17 protein-coding genes are annotated in these 14,459 nt (G+C 65.6%); 8 read left to right on the forward strand and 9 right to left on the reverse strand.

Annotated elements, in window-relative coordinates:
• Nucleotides 1-5: 5 nt before the first annotated feature.
• On the reverse strand, nt 6-371 hold the full coding sequence (locus AAFG13_RS07425; RefSeq protein WP_057845669.1) for a response regulator: 366 nt from the start codon (nt 369-371) through the stop codon (nt 6-8).
• A 228-nt stretch (nt 372-599) separates the two neighbouring features.
• Between AAFG13_RS07425 and AAFG13_RS07430 the strand changes: the two genes are divergently transcribed.
• Nucleotides 600-899, forward strand: coding sequence for a DUF3572 domain-containing protein (locus AAFG13_RS07430; protein ID WP_050425563.1), 300 nt, complete (start codon nt 600-602; stop codon nt 897-899).
• Nucleotides 878-2,194, forward strand: coding sequence for a DNA polymerase IV (locus tag AAFG13_RS07435; protein WP_342711608.1), 1,317 nt, complete (start codon nt 878-880; stop codon nt 2,192-2,194). The genes AAFG13_RS07430 and AAFG13_RS07435 overlap by 22 nt, the downstream gene beginning before the upstream one ends.
• 118 nt (nt 2,195-2,312) lie before the next feature.
• On the opposite strand, the gene AAFG13_RS07440 is transcribed toward AAFG13_RS07435, so the two are convergent.
• The gene (locus AAFG13_RS07440) at nt 2,313-2,714 is read right to left on the reverse strand and encodes a RidA family protein (RefSeq protein ID WP_212318637.1); all 402 of its coding nucleotides are present in this window, start codon (nt 2,712-2,714) and stop codon (nt 2,313-2,315) included.
• A 255-nt stretch (nt 2,715-2,969) separates the two neighbouring features.
• Nucleotides 2,970-3,833 (reverse strand): cell envelope integrity EipB family protein, encoded by an 864-nt coding sequence (locus AAFG13_RS07445; RefSeq protein ID WP_212318636.1) that lies wholly within the window; start codon nt 3,831-3,833, stop codon nt 2,970-2,972.
• A gap of 263 nt (nt 3,834-4,096) precedes the next feature.
• On the opposite strand from AAFG13_RS07445, the gene AAFG13_RS07450 reads away from it, so the two are divergent.
• The 4 genes from AAFG13_RS07450 to AAFG13_RS07465 all read left to right on the forward strand — a co-directional run bounded on the left by AAFG13_RS07450 (nt 4,097) and on the right by AAFG13_RS07465 (nt 7,231).
• A complete protein-coding gene (locus tag AAFG13_RS07450) occupies nt 4,097-4,564 on the forward strand; it encodes a RidA family protein (RefSeq protein ID WP_212318634.1) in 468 nt (155 codons plus the stop codon).
• Between the two features lie 3 nt (nt 4,565-4,567).
• The gene (locus tag AAFG13_RS07455) at nt 4,568-5,320 is read left to right on the forward strand and encodes a glycerophosphodiester phosphodiesterase (RefSeq protein ID WP_342711609.1); all 753 of its coding nucleotides are present in this window, start codon (nt 4,568-4,570) and stop codon (nt 5,318-5,320) included.
• Between the two features lie 167 nt (nt 5,321-5,487).
• Nucleotides 5,488-6,738 (forward strand): GNAT family N-acetyltransferase, encoded by a 1,251-nt coding sequence (locus AAFG13_RS07460; protein WP_212318629.1) that lies wholly within the window; start codon nt 5,488-5,490, stop codon nt 6,736-6,738.
• A 67-nt stretch (nt 6,739-6,805) separates the two neighbouring features.
• Nucleotides 6,806-7,231: an HIT family protein gene (locus tag AAFG13_RS07465; protein ID WP_342711610.1), complete on the forward strand. Its 426-nt coding sequence runs from the start codon at nt 6,806-6,808 to the stop codon at nt 7,229-7,231.
• A gap of 124 nt (nt 7,232-7,355) precedes the next feature.
• Here AAFG13_RS07465 and tsaA read toward each other — a convergent pair whose 3' ends face one another.
• From tsaA to AAFG13_RS07490, 5 genes are all read right to left on the reverse strand, one after another.
• Nucleotides 7,356-7,847 carry a tRNA (N6-threonylcarbamoyladenosine(37)-N6)-methyltransferase TrmO gene (gene tsaA / locus AAFG13_RS07470; RefSeq protein ID WP_074128941.1) on the reverse strand — a complete coding sequence of 164 codons (492 nt, stop codon included), beginning with the start codon at nt 7,845-7,847 and terminating at the stop codon, nt 7,356-7,358.
• A 3-nt stretch (nt 7,848-7,850) separates the two neighbouring features.
• The gene (locus AAFG13_RS07475) at nt 7,851-8,831 is read right to left on the reverse strand and encodes a tripartite tricarboxylate transporter substrate binding protein (protein WP_342711611.1); all 981 of its coding nucleotides are present in this window, start codon (nt 8,829-8,831) and stop codon (nt 7,851-7,853) included.
• A gap of 61 nt (nt 8,832-8,892) precedes the next feature.
• The gene (locus AAFG13_RS07480) at nt 8,893-9,237 is read right to left on the reverse strand and encodes an AzlD domain-containing protein (RefSeq protein WP_342711612.1); all 345 of its coding nucleotides are present in this window, start codon (nt 9,235-9,237) and stop codon (nt 8,893-8,895) included.
• Entirely contained in the window at nt 9,234-9,986 is a 753-nt protein-coding gene (locus tag AAFG13_RS07485) for an AzlC family ABC transporter permease (RefSeq protein ID WP_342711613.1), read from the reverse strand. The genes AAFG13_RS07480 and AAFG13_RS07485 overlap by 4 nt, the downstream gene beginning before the upstream one ends.
• A 165-nt stretch (nt 9,987-10,151) precedes the next feature.
• Nucleotides 10,152-11,231, reverse strand: coding sequence for a lytic transglycosylase domain-containing protein (locus tag AAFG13_RS07490; RefSeq protein WP_342711614.1), 1,080 nt, complete (start codon nt 11,229-11,231; stop codon nt 10,152-10,154).
• 121 nt (nt 11,232-11,352) lie between these two features.
• On the opposite strand from AAFG13_RS07490, the gene AAFG13_RS07495 reads away from it, so the two are divergent.
• Entirely contained in the window at nt 11,353-12,282 is a 930-nt protein-coding gene (locus tag AAFG13_RS07495) for a glycine/sarcosine/betaine reductase selenoprotein B family protein (RefSeq protein ID WP_342711615.1), read from the forward strand.
• A gap of 160 nt (nt 12,283-12,442) precedes the next feature.
• Here the strand turns inward: AAFG13_RS07495 and AAFG13_RS07500 are convergent, their stop codons facing one another.
• Nucleotides 12,443-13,456 carry a bile acid:sodium symporter family protein gene (locus tag AAFG13_RS07500; RefSeq protein WP_342711616.1) on the reverse strand — a complete coding sequence of 338 codons (1,014 nt, stop codon included), beginning with the start codon at nt 13,454-13,456 and terminating at the stop codon, nt 12,443-12,445.
• A gap of 103 nt (nt 13,457-13,559) precedes the next feature.
• Between AAFG13_RS07500 and AAFG13_RS07505 the strand changes: the two genes are divergently transcribed.
• On the forward strand, nt 13,560-14,411 hold the full coding sequence (locus AAFG13_RS07505; RefSeq protein ID WP_342711617.1) for a LysR substrate-binding domain-containing protein: 852 nt from the start codon (nt 13,560-13,562) through the stop codon (nt 14,409-14,411).
• Nucleotides 14,412-14,459 lie beyond the last annotated feature (48 nt).

Genomic DNA, 14,459 nt, shown 5'->3' on the forward strand with positions numbered 1-14,459 from the left:
CTCCCCTATCCGATAAAGCGTCGGACAGTCTCAATAAATTTGCCGACCGAGATCGGCTTGGACAAATAGGCTTCGCAGCCGCCCTCGCGGATGCGTTCTTCGTCGCCCTTCATGGCGAAGGCGGTGACCGCGACCACCGGAATCGTGCGCAGCTCGGGATCGTCCTTGATCCAGCGCGTGACCTCCAGGCCGGAGACCTGGGGCAGTTGAATATCCATCAGGATGAGATCGGGACGCAGCTTGCGGACGAGATCGAGCGCTTCGAAGCCATTGCTGGTGCCCGAAGTCTGATAGCCATGCGCCTCCAACAGATCGCGAAAGAGCTTCATATTGAGCTCGTTGTCCTCCACGATCAGGACGGTTTTGGCCATCCCGTCCCTCCCAGACTTAGGAAACAGGCCCGACTGCGGCACCTCACGCACCGCGCGCGGAGCGCGTCGAAAATGTGAATTCAAACTAGCGCCAGAATCGCTCTAACCCGTTAACCCGTAGTGCAACTTCCGCAGCGTGGTTTCAGTTGCTTGAACACATGCGGAAGACTCGGGCATGATGGGCCTCTCATTAGAGACCATAAGTTAACGGAAAGGCAAACCGGCGCGTTGAAAAAGCCTGTTCACAACCCCCGGGAAGTCGCTGAAATCGTTGCGATTCAGGCGCTCGGCTTCATTGCCGGCGATCCCGAGCGGCTGGGCTTGTTCCTGGCCGAAACCGGAATCGGTCCGGAGACGCTGCGGAACGCTGCGTCCAATCCTCAATTTCTTGCGAGCGTGCTCGATTTCGTGATGCGCGACGATGCCACCGTGAAGGCGTTCGCCGCGGCCTCCGAACTGCACCCGACCAACATCGCTGCCGCCCACCAGGTGCTGGGCGACCCGAAATGGGAGCGCGACGTGCCGTGACGACGGCAGCGCCAGCTCCCGACGGCCCCCTCAGTTTCTGCCGAGACTGCCTCGGCGATCTCGATATCAAGGTGAAGCGATGCAGCCATTGTGGCTCGCCGCGGCTGGTCCGTCATCGCACCCTGCCCGCGTTGGCGCTGGCGCATATCGACTGCGACGCGTTCTATGCCACCGTCGAGAAGCGCGACAATCCTGACATCGCCGACCGCCCCGTCATCATCGGCGGCGGCAAGCGCGGCGTGGTGTCGGCTGCCTGCTACATCGCCCGCACCTACGGCGTCCGCTCGGCGATGCCGATGTTCAAGGCGTTGGAACTCTGCCCGGATGCTACCGTGATCCCGCCCGACATGGCGAAATATGTCCGGGTCGGGCGCGAGGTGCGCCAGGCGATGCAGGCGCTGACGCCGCTGGTCGAGCCGCTGTCGATCGACGAAGCCTTCCTCGATCTCTCCGGCACGCAGCGTGTCCACGGCATGATACCGGCCAAGGTGCTCGCCAAGTTCGCCCGCGACGTCGAGCGCGAGGTCGGCATCACGGTGTCGGTCGGGCTGTCCTGCAACAAGTTCCTCGCCAAGATCGCCTCCGACCTCGACAAGCCGAGGGGATTTGCCACGCTCGACCAGGACGAGGCGCGCGAGATGCTGGCCAGCAAGCCGGTCGGCTTCATCTACGGCGTTGGCCCTGCGACGCAGGAGAAACTCGTGCAGCGCGGCTTCCGCGTCATCGCCGACCTGCAACGCGCCGACGAGAATGAGCTGATGAAGCAGTTCGCGAGCGAAGGCCACAGGCTGTGGCGGCTGGCGCGCGGCATCGACGACCGCACGGTGGTGCCCGATCGCGGTGCCAAGACGATCTCGAGCGAGACCACCTTCGAGACCGACATCCGCGATTTTGCAATCCTGGAAAAACTGCTCTGGAAGCTGTCGGAGAAGACCTCGGCGCGGCTGAAGAGCAGCGACCTCTCAGGCTGCACCATCACGCTGAAGCTGAAGACCGCTGATTTCCGCCAGCGCACCCGTTCACAATCGATCCAGACGCCGACCCAATTGGCCGCAAAGATCTTTGCGGTGACGCGCGAGATGCTGGCCAAGGAGATCGACGGCACCGCCTTCCGCCTGATGGGCGCCGGTGTCAGCGCGCTGCGCCCGGGCTCCCAGGCCAACGATTCCGACATGCTCGACCGCCGCTCGGCACACGCCGAACGCGCGATCGACAATCTGCGCAAGAAGTTCGGCAACGCCGCCGTGATCCGGGGTATTGTCTATGAGGGGCCGGGGAAGAGCGCGGAGGACTAGAAGCTACTCAGTCTCACCGGCCGTCATTGCCAGGAGCGAAGCGACGAAGCAATCCATCGCTCCGCATATGCTGAAGCATGGATTGCTTCGCTTCGCTCGCAATGACGGGACACCGCCCTCAATCCGCGACGGCTACCGCCTCGATCTCGATCAGCCATTCCGGCGCCGCAAGCGCGGTGACGCCGACGAGCGTGGAGGCCGGCGGCTCCATGCCCTCGAAGAATGCCGAACGCGCCTTGCCGATGATCGGGCGAAGCTCCGGTCTGTAGCCGACGACGAAGGTCGTGATCTTGACGATGTTGGAATAGCTCGCTCCGGCGGCTTTCAGCGCCATGCCGAGGTTCTGCATCACCTGCGTCGTCTGCGCGGCGAGATCGCCGGCGCCGACCACCCGTCCCTCCTCGTCGACCGACACCTGTCCCGAAATGTAGATCGTGCGCGCGCCCGACGCGACGACGACGTGGGAGTAAGCCGGATTGTGATGCAGGCCGCTGGGGCGCAGATGGTCTGATTTGCTCATGATGTGCCTCCCTGACACGCGTGTTTTGGGAAGCGTACTCGTGTCTGATGGTTCCGGCCAGTGCGGTCTCGCAGAGGGTGGTGCAGGCTTGCTCTGTGTCGTCCCTGCGAAAGCAGGGACCCATAACCACAGGGAGCAGTTGTTGAAGCGCGCTGTAGCTCCAGCGCGGCACAACAATTGGCGGTCGTGGTTATGGGTCCCGGGTCGCGCTTCGCTTGCCCGGGACGACACGGAGTGGGTGGCGAAAGCCAACCCTCACTTGCAGGGTTTGGAATCCCTGACGTCGAACTTGTCCAACGCGCCCGAGATTACGAAATCGTTGTAGTCCAGTACCAGCGCACGGGAGACGCCGTTCTCGTAGAGCTCGAACGACATCGCGTAGACCGGCGTCTGCTCGCCATCCTTGGCCCGCGCGTCGCTGTCGTAGTAGCTCACCGTCACCGGCCAGCGCGTCATGGTCTTCATCGCATCGCTCGCGGTCGACGGATCAGGCGATGACGGCGCGCGGTCGCCGGCGATCGGCCGGCCGATCACGGTCAGCGTGTTGTAGACCTTCTCGCCATTGTCGGAGCCGTCATAGACAGTCTGCTCAAGCACCGATTTGCCGTCGCGGGCGGCGGCGATGATGTGCTGGATCTGCTCGGTCGGGAACACGATCTTGCCGTCGAGATTAAAGGTCTTCTTCACCGGCTGGGTCAGCTTCACGGTGATATGATCGCCCACGCGCTCGGCGATACCGTCGACCGGCGACGAGTCGCTGTCGTTCATCCGCGTATCGATCTTGAAGCGGTAGCTCTTGCCCGACGCGTCTTCCCAGGACGAGGAGCGCAGATCGGACAGCGTCACCTTGCCCTCGCCGCTGTCGAGTTCGGACACCTGGCGGAATTCGGAGGTGTAGCCTTCGCAGGAGCTGCCGGAGAAATTGTACAGGATGCGCCCGCGCGCATCGCTGACCGAATTGGAGCCGCGCGATTTCACGAGGCTCAGATCGTACAGCGCCTGATGCGCCAGAAACGGCCCGCCGGCCGCAGCCGCCGCCCCATGAACCAGGCCGGCTCCTGCGGCAACGGCGATCGTGAGCACCAGGGCACGCGACGGATTCCGAAACGGCAGGATCATGGTTTTTCCTCGAGGAGGCAGGGATTCGCCACAATAGTGACGGTGGTATTGCGCCGCAACTGGGGCAAGTCTGACAAAATAGCAATGCAAGGAGCGAGTTTGCTGTCATTTTTGACAGTTCTCCGTGCGATTCCGCACGTCACGGTCGCGCGGCCCTCACCTTACCGTCGCTTGCAACCGGCGGCACGATGCGCGAAACAATCGAAACAAACTTGGCCCTGACCGCGTTTCAGGCTTCGTGCAAATCCAATTGGGGAACAAAAATGGCGGGTACCGTCGAACAGAAACTGGCGTCACAGGGCATCACACTTCCCCAGCCGACCTCCCCGGTCGCGAACTATGTCCCCTTCGTTCGCAGCGGAAACCTGTTGTTCGTTTCGGGCCAGGTCTGTTTCAACGCCGAAGGCAAACTGATCGCCAAGGGCAAGCTCGGCGCCGGCGTCACGCTTGAGCAAGGCGTCGCCGCGGCGCAGGGCTGTGCGATTAACCTGCTCGCGCAGGTCAAGGCCGCCCTCGGCGATCTCGACAAGGTCGTGCGCGTGGTGCGGCTCGGCGGCTTCATCAACTCGGCGCCGGACTTCTTCGACGGACCGAAGGTGCTGAACGGCGCTTCCGACCTGATGGTCGCAGCCTTCGGCGACAAGGGCCGCCATGCCCGCACTACCGTCGGCGTCGCCTCGCTGCCGGCGGACGCCGCCGTCGAGGTCGAAGGCGTGTTCGAAGTCTCCTGATCGATGCGCGCCCCTGATTGGTTGACGAAGCGGCCGGTCGCCCATCGCGGCCTGCATGATGCCGCACGCGGTATCATCGAGAACATGCCGGCCGCGGCCAACGCCGCGGTATCAGGCAATTTCGCGATCGAGTGCGATATCCAGCTCACCGCCGACGGCGAGGCGATGGTGCATCACGACGATGCGCTCGGCCGCCTCACCGAGGGTTCCGGCCTGCTGTCGACCAAGACCGCAGCCGAGCTGAAGGCGGTGAAATTCAAGAACACCGCCGAGCAGATGATGACGCTCGGCGATCTCTGCACGCTGGTCGCCGGCCGCGTCCCGCTGGTGGTCGAGGTGAAGAGCCATTTCGACGGCGACCGCAAGCTGGTTCGGCGGATGGCCGAGGTGCTGTCGTCCTATTCCGGCCCTGTCGTCGGCATGTCGTTCGATCCCGACCAGGTGCTGGCGTTGCGCGAGACCATGCCGAACCTGCCGCGCGGCATCACCGCCCAGCGCACCTATGACGACAGTTCCTGGACCAAGCTGACGCCGGCCCAGCGCGACGGCATGCTGTATCTGCGCCACGGCTTCAAAACCGAGCCGCATTTCGTTGCCTTCTGGGTCAACCAGCTGCCGGCGCCGGCGCCCTGGATCGCCCGCAACGTGTTCGGCTGCCCGCTGCTGGCCTGGACCGTGCGCACGGCGGAACAGCGCGAGCGCGCGGCCCGCTACGCCGACCAGATGATTTTCGAGGGGTTTGTGCCGGGAACCTGACATGTCGTCGGCAGTCTTGAACTCGTCGCTGCGACGCACGATCTTGGCAAGGGTTGGTCAAAGCGTTGGTCGTCATCGGCGATGGCGGAATGCGGAGCATGATCCGGAAGTGGAGCCAGCTGTTCCGGAAAGATCATGCTCAAAAGAGGCACCGGTCTTCACTCTCGATGGCGTCGTCTGAAATCACCCTAGAGGCTGTAGCTGACATCGGCGGCATTCCGTCCGCCGAATGGGACGCCTGCGCCAATCCGAAGGCGGAAGCGGACAGCATTCACAGCCTCGACACGCTGGCCTCGCCCGCAGCCGCAGGCGATTGCCAGACGACTGCAGGTTCGAGCTATAACCCCTTCGTTTCCCATGCCTTTTTCGCCGCAGCCGAGGCCTCCAATTCGGCCTGCCCGCGGACCGGCTGGGGACCACGGCATCTGATTGCAAAGCTCGACGGCCGGATCGTAGGCGTCGTGCCGTGTTACCTGAAATCGCACTCGCAGGGCGAATACGTGTTCGACCGCGGCTGGGCCGAGGCCTATCACCGCGCCGGTGGCAGCTATTATCCGAAGCTGCAGGTCTCCGTCCCCTTCACGCCCGCGACCGGGCCGCGGCTTCTGATCCGCGACGGCGTCGACCGCGAGGCGATCGGCTCGGCGCTGGCGCGGGGCCTGCGCGCGCTCTGCAACGCCACTGAAGCCTCCTCCGTGCACGTCACCTTTGCCCGCGAGGAGGAGGCAAAATTCCTCGGCGCACACGGCTTCCTGCAGCGAACCGACCAGCAGTTCCACTGGCACAATCAAGGCTACAAGAGCTTCGACGATTTTCTGGGATCGCTGAACTCCCGTCACCGCAAGGGCATCAAGCGCGAACGCCGTGAGGCGGTTACCGCCGGGATCACCATCCACTGGCTGACCGGCTCCGATATCACCGAGGACGCGTGGGACGCGTTCTTCGAGTTCTACATGGAGACCGGTTCGCGCAAATGGGGCCGGCCGTACCTCACCCGCGAATTCTTCTCGCTGATCGGCGAGAGCATGAGCCGGGACGTGCTGCTGGTCATGGCCAAGCGCAACGGCCGCTGGATCGCGGGCGCGATCAACTTCATCGGCTCCGATACGCTGTTCGGCCGCAACTGGGGCGCGATCGAGCACCACCCGTTCCTGCATTTCGAGGTCTGCTACTACCAAGCGATCGATTTCGCGGTTCAGCGCGGCCTCAAGGTGGTCGAGGCCGGCGCGCAGGGCGAGCACAAGCTGGCGCGCGGCTACCTGCCGCAGACCACCTATTCGGCGCATTTCATCGCCGATCCCGGCTTGCGCCGCGCGATCGCCGATTACCTCAAGCGCGAACGCGACTATGTCGCCGAGGTCGGCCGCGAGCTGACCGAGGCCGGCCCGTTCCGCAAGACCGTCGACGACGACGCTTGACGTTTGCCTCGCGACCGAGAAATTAGATTTTCAGATACAGACTTGCAAAATCCAGGGAGCCGCCGCCATGCCCGCCGCCTATGACAACAACAACCCCTTCGCAAAAATCCTGCGCGGCGAGTTTCCGTCCTACAAGGTCTACGAGAACGACCACGTGCTCGCCTTCCTCGACATCATGCCGCGCTCGCCCGGGCATACGCTTGTGATTCCGAAGGCCCCTGCCCGCAATATCCTCGACGTCACGCCCGACGACTACGCCCATGTCGCACGCGCCGCCCACAAGATCGCCGCCGCCGGAATGAAGGCGTTCGAGGCCGACGGCATCACCGTGCAGCAATTCAACGAGCCTGCCGGCGGCCAGGTCGTGTTCCACCTCCACATGCACGTGATGCCGCGCAAGGACGGCGTCGCGCTGTTGCCGCCTGCCAGCCACAAGGAAGACGGCAAGGTGCTGGAGGCGAATGCGGCGAAACTGATCGCGGCGTTAAGATAATCCCACCGCCGTCATTCCGGGGCGCGCGAAGCGCGAGCCCGGAATCCATTTCACTACGAAACGCGCGGCCCGATGGATTCCGGGCTCGCGCTGCGCGACGCCCCGGAATGACGGTGGAGAGGTCTCACTCCGTCTCGAAATCGCCCGCCTGCGGCGGAGCCAGCGGGGTGAACTCGCAGCGGTCGGGCTTGACGTCGATCAGCGGCGTCTCGTCAAGGCAGTCGAGGCCGCGCACGAGGATGACATTGCCCTCGACTCCGACCAGCTTGACGATCGAGGTCCCGATCGGATTGGGGCGCACCGGCGAGCGCAGCGAGAAGGTGCCGCGGGTGTTGCCGTTGTTCTTCGGGCTTTGCAGCACGATGTCGCGGCGCGACTGGTGCAGCCAGTACAGCACTTCGAGGTTCGAGTAGAAATCGACGCCCTTGATCGCGGCGACCCAGGGCTCGAAGATCTCGAGCCGGCACACCGGGCCGTCATGCCGCCCCTGCCGCGGCGTCGCCAGCCGCGAGGTCCAGGGTGTGCGGATGCGGCCGATGAAGACGAGCCCGGCGTCGCGTGCCGTCGGCATATCGACGGCGACCTCGCCCTGGCGCAATTCCATTTCACGTACCATGTCTCAGTCCAACGATATGTTCAGCGCCTTGACCACGCCCGCCCACCGCGCGCGATCGGTGTCCACAAATCTGTCGATCTCGGCCTGGCTCTTTACGCGCAGCGGCGGGAAACCGATCCTGACCAGCGAAGCGCGAAACGCCTCGTCGTTCAAGGCCCGGTCGAGGCTCGCCTTGATCTTGCCCGCGATCTCGTCAGGCACCTTCGACGGCGCCGCAATACCATACCAGACGCTGACCGCATAATCGGGATAGCCGCTCTCGGCAATCGTCGGCAGATCGGGCAGATCGGGGACGCGTTCGGTCGAGGTGACGGCGAGCGCGCGCAGCATGCCGGACTTGACCGGCGGCAGCGCGGTGCCGAGCGTGTCGAACATCAGCTGGATGTTGCCTGACAGCAAATCCTGCAGCGCGGGTCCGGCGCCCTTGTACGGCACATGGGTCATCTCGACGCCGGCCATCTGCTTGAACATCTCGCCGGCGAGGTGAACCGTGCCGCCGGTGCCGGCCGATCCGAAATTGAGTTTCCCGGGATTCTTCTTCGCGTAGGCGACGAACTCCGCGATCGTCTTGGCCGGCACGGAGGGATGCACCTCCATGATCATCGGCGCATCCGTGATCACCGACAGCAGGCGGAAATCCCGGGCCGGATCGTAGGGCAGCTTCTTGTAGAGCAGCGGATTGAGCACGAAGATCGAGGCCGCCGTCACGAACAGCGTGTAGCCATCGGGATCGGAGCGCGCCACCGCCTCGGCGCCGATCGCGCCCTGCGCGCCGGCCTTGTTCTCGACCACGACCACCTGCTTGAGGTCGCGCCCGAGATATTCGCCGACGATGCGGCCGAGCACGTCGGTCGGGCCGCCCGCGGCGTAGGGCACCACGAGCTTGATCGGACGTGACGGATAGTCCGCGGCACGCGCCGGCAACGCCGCCGCCAGCATGGCAGCCAAAGCAACAATGAATGCCGATGATGCGCGCCGCTGCATGACGTTCCCCCGTTATTGTTTTCTTGGAGAACGAGAGTAACGGATAATGCGGTTGCCGCAATCAGCCCAGCCAGTATTTGCCCGACAGCATGACGATTTCGCCCACGATCACGCCGGCAAAGATCGATTTCCTCGCCAGCATGAATGCCACAAAGCCTGCGGCAACGGCGCCGTAACGCAGCCAGTCCGGCACGCTGGCGAGCGCGCCCGGCGGCTGCACCACGATTTGCGCGATGATACCGGCGAGGATCGCGGTGGCGACCGCCCTCACCCAGGCCAAAAGCTCCGAGTTCTCGTCGATGCCGCCGCCGAACCACAGGCCGAGCATGCGCCAGATCTGGTTGGGGATGACGCCTGCCACGAACAGGATCGCGAGCGCGTGCCAGTCGCCGATGAAGCTACTCATGCGCCCGCCCTCACGATGCCTGCCCTCGCCCGGTGCACGCCGTAGGCGACGGTTCCCGCGACGACGCCGCTGACCAGGATGTCGACGCCGCTGTTCAGCATCGCCGCGAGCGGAAACAGCAAGAGCCCAAGCACCAGCGCGATGACGTCGGCGAGCTCGCGGCAGTTGCGCGCGGTGGAGAACAGGAACGCGAGCGGCGTCAGCATCAGCATGCCGGCGGCGAGCAGCGGCGTGAGGTTGGCCGCGAGCGTGTAGCCGATCGTGTTCGCGATCAGGCAGACCAACACCAGCCCGCACCCGAGCCCGTGGATGAAGGCGATCCGCCGGTTGCGCGGCACCTGGGGCAGGAAGCGGAAGCACTCGACCCACAGCGTCACCGCCGTGAGATGCGCCACCAGGATCAGATGCCGCCGCTTGGTGTCCTCGGTGCGCATCATCGGCAGCACCGACACCACCATCGGAAACAGCCTGATCGCGCTGACGGTGACCGCGATCGCCGATTGCAGCACGGTGGCGCCGGAGCCGAGCGTCGTGATCACGATGATCTGCGCGGGACCCGCCCAGACGAATGCCGTGCTCGCCAGGGTCCAGCCCAGCGAGAAGCCGCTATCATGCGCCAGCGCGCCGATGCCGAGATAGGTCGCAAACAGCACCAAGGTCAGCACGGTCGCGCCGATCGACCGCGCGCCCCACAGGAAGGCGCGGAACGAGGTCTGCCATTGCGGAGAATCGAGCGGAGGAAGCGCCACGGGGAGCCGGATGGATTTGCAATGTCGGCGGCTTAGGGCGCTGACAACGCAGGGTCAAGCAAGCGGCTGCACAGCGCTGCTATGCGCCTTGGTAGCCCGGATGAAGCCAACGGGTCGCGCGAACGCGCGCCCGATGGCTTCATCCGGGCTACTGCAGCTACGCAATCACGCCCTGTTCTTTAGAACAAAACACGCCCCGCCCGCCTTGCGGATGCGACTGCACAGGCCGTCGGCCTCGGGGCGCGTGTCGGCGCCGATGCGCACCTGGTAAAACATCGCGCTGCCGCGGCTGCGCAGCCGCGAGCCGAGCAGGCTCGGATCCTGATCGCCGATCACGTTCGACAGCCGCTTGATGGCACGGGCATACATCGCAAGCGCCTTGTCGCGGCTGAAGCCGGCGGCGAGCTGCACGCCCCAGACCTTGGCCGCCGACAGCGTGATGTGCTGCTCGAGCCCGGCCACGAACGGATTCGGCGCGCGCTTCAACAGCGCCATCAGCTCACGGCAGCTCGCGGTCGGCGCACGCTGCGGCATCTTGCCGTTGCGGCCGGCGGCAGCCCAGTCGTCGACGCTGGAGCCGGTGATCGCGGAGACATAGTTGCGCGTCTCCTGCGGCATGTAGCCGGAGCCGGCGAGCCAGTCCTGGATCCGGCGCGGGCCGGCATTGTAGGCCGCGGCCGCGAGGCCGAGATTGCCGAACTGGCTGCGCAACTCGCTGAGGAATTCGGCCGACTTCGGCAGCGCCTGCACCGGATCGAGCGGATCGAGAAGCCCTCGCTCGCTTGCGGTGCCCGGCATGAACTGCGCGATGCCCTGCGCACGCTGGCCGCTGCGGGTCACAGGACCAACCGCATCGGCCTGGAAACGGCTCTCCTGCCAGATCACGCGCGCGAAGAATTCGAGCGGCAGATCGTTCGCCCGCGCCGCCGACTCGATCATCAGGCACATCGCCTCGCGGGTGTCGCTCTCGCGCGCGTCATCCGCGGGCTTGTCGGCAGCAGCCGCCGGCTTCTCGGCAGGCGCAGCGGGTGTCTCCGCCGGGGGTGCAGCAGGTTTCCCGGCTGATGGCGCGGCCTGCTCTCCCGGCGGTGGCGCTGGCTGCTCCGCCGGCGAGACCGCGGGTTTCTCGGCGGGCTTGTCCCCGGGCGGCGTTGCGGGCTGCTCGGCACTCGGCGTCGTCGTCGGAGCTGCGGCAGGCGCGTCCTCCGCGCCGGCGCCGGCCGGCGGCACCAGCAACACAAGCATGACCCATGCGGCGCAAAGACCTGTTCGCATCGCAAATCTGTTCCCGCGCGGCGCGGCTTGACACCGCAAGCTCGTGGTCTAGCTATGGACTGAAATGATGGCGCGCAAAAGGGAGCGCAAAATGGCCGCAGCTTCAGACGATCAACTCGGCTTTGCCCCCGACGACGACGCCCCGATCGGCTACATGAAGCGGACCCGCGATTATTACGCGGCAATCGGCTACACAACCCCCTACCGCTGGGCGCATTACACCTCAGCCCCGTTCCAGCCGCTGCAGAAGCCGCTGAGCCAGTCCCGCGTCGCCATCATCACGACCGCGGCGCCGTTCGATCCCGCCAAGGGCGACCAGGGCCCGGGCGCGAAATACAATGGCGGGGCAAAATTCTATGCGGTCTATGACGGCGACACGTCGCAGCAGCACGATTTGCGGATCTCGCACATCGCCTACGACCGCATCCACACCACGGCGACCGACAGCGGCACCTGGTTCCCGCTGGCGCAACTGAAGCGCCTCGCCGCGGCGGGCAAGATCGGCGAAGTCGCGCCGCGTTTCTTCGGGGCTCCAACCAATCGCAGCCACCGCGTCACCATCGAGACCGATGCGCCCGAAATCCTCAAGCGCTGCCGCGACGACAAGGTCGACGCCGCAGTGCTGGTGCCGAACTGCCCGGTCTGCCACCAGACCGTCAGCCTGGTGGCGCGGCATCTCGAAGCCAACGGCATCCCGACCGTCGTGATGGGCTGCGCCAAGGACATCGTCGAGCACGCCGCGGTGCCGCGCTTCCTGTTCTCCGACTTCCCGCTCGGCAACTCCGCCGGCAAGCCGCATGACGAGGCCTCGCAGGCCTTCACGCTGGAGCTCGCGCTGCGCGTGCTGGAAACTGCGCCCGGCCCGCAGACCACGGTGCAGTCGCCGCTGCGCTGGAGCGAGGACGCGTCCTGGAAGCGCGACTACAGCAACGCCGACGCGCTGAGCGCCGACGAGCTGGCGCGCCTGCGCCGCGAGTTCGACGCGCAGAAGGAAATCGCGAAGGGGCTGCGCGTGGCGTAAGGCGAGCGTGAAGACCCTTCGCCCACCTCACTAACAGTGTCATCGCCCGGCTCGACCGGGCGATCCAGTATTCCAGAGACATCAGTCAGTCACGGAGAAGCCGCGGCGTACTGGGTCCCCCGGTCAAGCCGGGGGACGACAGCGGAGGCACAGCCTCCACTCAGTGCGTTTCGACCAGCACCCGGACAGCATCATGTGAAGTGGCCTCCTCACCCCCCGCATAACGGCGCGCCAGCGCGGCGCAGGTCATGAGCTGGATCTGGTGGAACAGCATCAGCGGCAGCACGATCAGGCCGACCGATTGCCCGGCGAGCAGCACGCTCGCCATCGGAAGACCGCTCGCGAGACTCTTCTTCGAGCCGCAGAACATGATGGCGATGCGGTCGGCGCGCGAGAAGCCGAGCAGCTTGCTGCCGAAATTGGTGATCAGCAGCACGACCGCCAGCAGCAGCGCATCGAGGCCGAGCACGATCGCCATCTGGGTGGCGTTGACCTGGTGCCAGATGCCGTGGCTGACGCCGTCGCTGAACGCGGTGTAGACGATCAGGAGGATCGAGCCGCGGTCGACCAGGCCGAGCATCGCATGGTGCCGCTCGACCCAGCGGCCGATCAGCGGCCGCGACAATTGCCCCGCCACGAACGGCAGCAGGAGCTGCACGACGATGTCGAGCGCGGCATTGCCGGAGAACCCGCCATGGCTGGACAGAAGGAAGCCGGCCAGCAACGGCGTCGCGACGATGCCGAGCAGATTGGAGGCGGTCGCCGAGCACAGCGCCGCCGACACATTGCCGTGCGCGATCGAGGTGAAGGCGACCGACGACTGCACGGTCGACGGCAGGATGCAGATCAGGATCACGCCCGCCCACAGCGCCGGCGTCAGCAGATGCGGCGCCAGCGCATGCGCCGCAAGCCCGAGCAGCGGGAACAGGGCAAAAGTCGACAGGAAGATCACGAGATGCAGTTTCCAGTGCCGGGCACCGACCAGCGCCTCCGTCGTCGACAGCCTGGCGCCGTGGAGGAAGAACAGCAGCGCGATCGCGGCATCAGTGGCGTAGCCGCCGATCACGGTGCCCTGCCCGTGCAGCGGCAGCAGGGTGGCGAGGCCGACCATGCCGACGATGGCGGCGATGTAGGGGTCGACGGGCACGAATGATCGCAGGCGACTGATGGTCATGGTGGCTTCCTTTCCTTGACCCGAAAATGGCCCTCCCCATGCCGATTGTGAACCGCGCTTACCGATGTTATTGTCATTACGTAATGTAATTACGGACGCTGCCATGCTCGACCCGGTCCAGCTCGAAACCTTCCTGACCGTGGTGCAGACCCAGAACTTCACCGAGGCCGGCCGCCGCCTCGGCCTGAAGCAGTCGACCGTGAGCCAGCACATCCGCAAGCTCGAGGCCGCGGCCGGCCGTCGCCTGTTCGTGCGCGACACCCATTCGGTCGTGCTCACTGCCGACGGCGAGGCGATGACGGGCTTTGCGCGCCCGATCCTGGAGGCCAATGCCCGCGCCCGCGATTACTTCGCGGGGTCGCAGGTCCGCGGCAAGGTCCGGTTCGGTGCCGCGGAGGATTTTGCCAGCTCCCGCCTGCCCGATCTGCTGCGCGACTTCGTCCGCCGCCATCCGCAGGTCGATCTCGAGCTGACGATCGGCCTCAGCGCCGTGCTGTACCAGCAACTCGACGCCGGCGAGCTCGATCTCGTGCTGGGCAAGCGCCGGCCCGGCGACGCGGCGGGGCAATTGGTGTGGCAGGACCGCCTGGTATGGACCGCCGCGCCGGGCATGCGGCCCGATCCCGGCGAGCCGCTGCCCCTGATCCTCTACGCGCCGCCGAGCGTCAGCCGCAGCGTGGTGCTGGAGGCGATGGAACGGTTCGGACGGCCCTGGCACATCGTCTGCTCCAGCGGCAGCTTGAGCGGCCTGCGCGCCGCGGCGCTCGCCGGTCTCGGCATCACCCCGCAGGCGCAGGGCCTGATCCCGGACGGCCTGGAAGCGATGCCGGCGTCAGGCCTGCCGCCGCTCGGCGACGTCGAGTTCGTGGTCCGCACCGCCCGCCGGACCAAACGCGGCCCGGCGGTCGAACTGGCGCAGGCGATCACGGAACGCGGCGGTCGGCTGCGGCCGTAGAAGTTTGGCTAGAACGGTCTGACGCCGCGGCCCTTCGGCTCAAGCGCT

It is taken from the genome of Bradyrhizobium sp. B124 (assembly GCF_038967635.1).
Taxonomy (GTDB): Bacteria; Pseudomonadota; Alphaproteobacteria; order Rhizobiales; family Xanthobacteraceae; genus Bradyrhizobium.

Bases quoted from the DNA above. Each gene is read 5' to 3' on its own strand.
- AAFG13_RS07455 (WP_342711609.1), top strand. From the start codon at position 4,568: ATGCGCGCCCCTGATTGGTTGACGAAGCGGCCGGTCGCCCATCGCGGC.
- AAFG13_RS07465 (WP_342711610.1), top strand. From the start codon at position 6,806: ATGCCCGCCGCCTATGACAACAACAACCCCTTCGCAAAAATCCTGCGC.
- AAFG13_RS07440 (WP_212318637.1), bottom strand. From the start codon at position 2,714: ATGAGCAAATCAGACCATCTGCGCCCCAGCGGCCTGCATCACAATCCG.
- AAFG13_RS07450 (WP_212318634.1), top strand. From the start codon at position 4,097: ATGGCGGGTACCGTCGAACAGAAACTGGCGTCACAGGGCATCACACTT.
- AAFG13_RS07495 (WP_342711615.1), top strand. From the start codon at position 11,353: ATGGCCGCAGCTTCAGACGATCAACTCGGCTTTGCCCCCGACGACGAC.
- AAFG13_RS07435 (WP_342711608.1), top strand. From the start codon at position 878: ATGGGAGCGCGACGTGCCGTGACGACGGCAGCGCCAGCTCCCGACGGC.
- AAFG13_RS07505 (WP_342711617.1), top strand. From the start codon at position 13,560: ATGCTCGACCCGGTCCAGCTCGAAACCTTCCTGACCGTGGTGCAGACC.
- AAFG13_RS07475 (WP_342711611.1), bottom strand. From the start codon at position 8,831: ATGCAGCGGCGCGCATCATCGGCATTCATTGTTGCTTTGGCTGCCATG.
- AAFG13_RS07490 (WP_342711614.1), bottom strand. From the start codon at position 11,231: ATGCTTGTGTTGCTGGTGCCGCCGGCCGGCGCCGGCGCGGAGGACGCG.
- AAFG13_RS07460 (WP_212318629.1), top strand. From the start codon at position 5,488: ATGGCGTCGTCTGAAATCACCCTAGAGGCTGTAGCTGACATCGGCGGC.
- AAFG13_RS07425 (WP_057845669.1), bottom strand. From the start codon at position 371: ATGGCCAAAACCGTCCTGATCGTGGAGGACAACGAGCTCAATATGAAG.
- AAFG13_RS07480 (WP_342711612.1), bottom strand. From the start codon at position 9,237: ATGAGTAGCTTCATCGGCGACTGGCACGCGCTCGCGATCCTGTTCGTG.
- AAFG13_RS07500 (WP_342711616.1), bottom strand. From the start codon at position 13,456: ATGACCATCAGTCGCCTGCGATCATTCGTGCCCGTCGACCCCTACATC.
- AAFG13_RS07445 (WP_212318636.1), bottom strand. From the start codon at position 3,833: ATGATCCTGCCGTTTCGGAATCCGTCGCGTGCCCTGGTGCTCACGATC.
- tsaA (WP_074128941.1), bottom strand. From the start codon at position 7,847: ATGGTACGTGAAATGGAATTGCGCCAGGGCGAGGTCGCCGTCGATATG.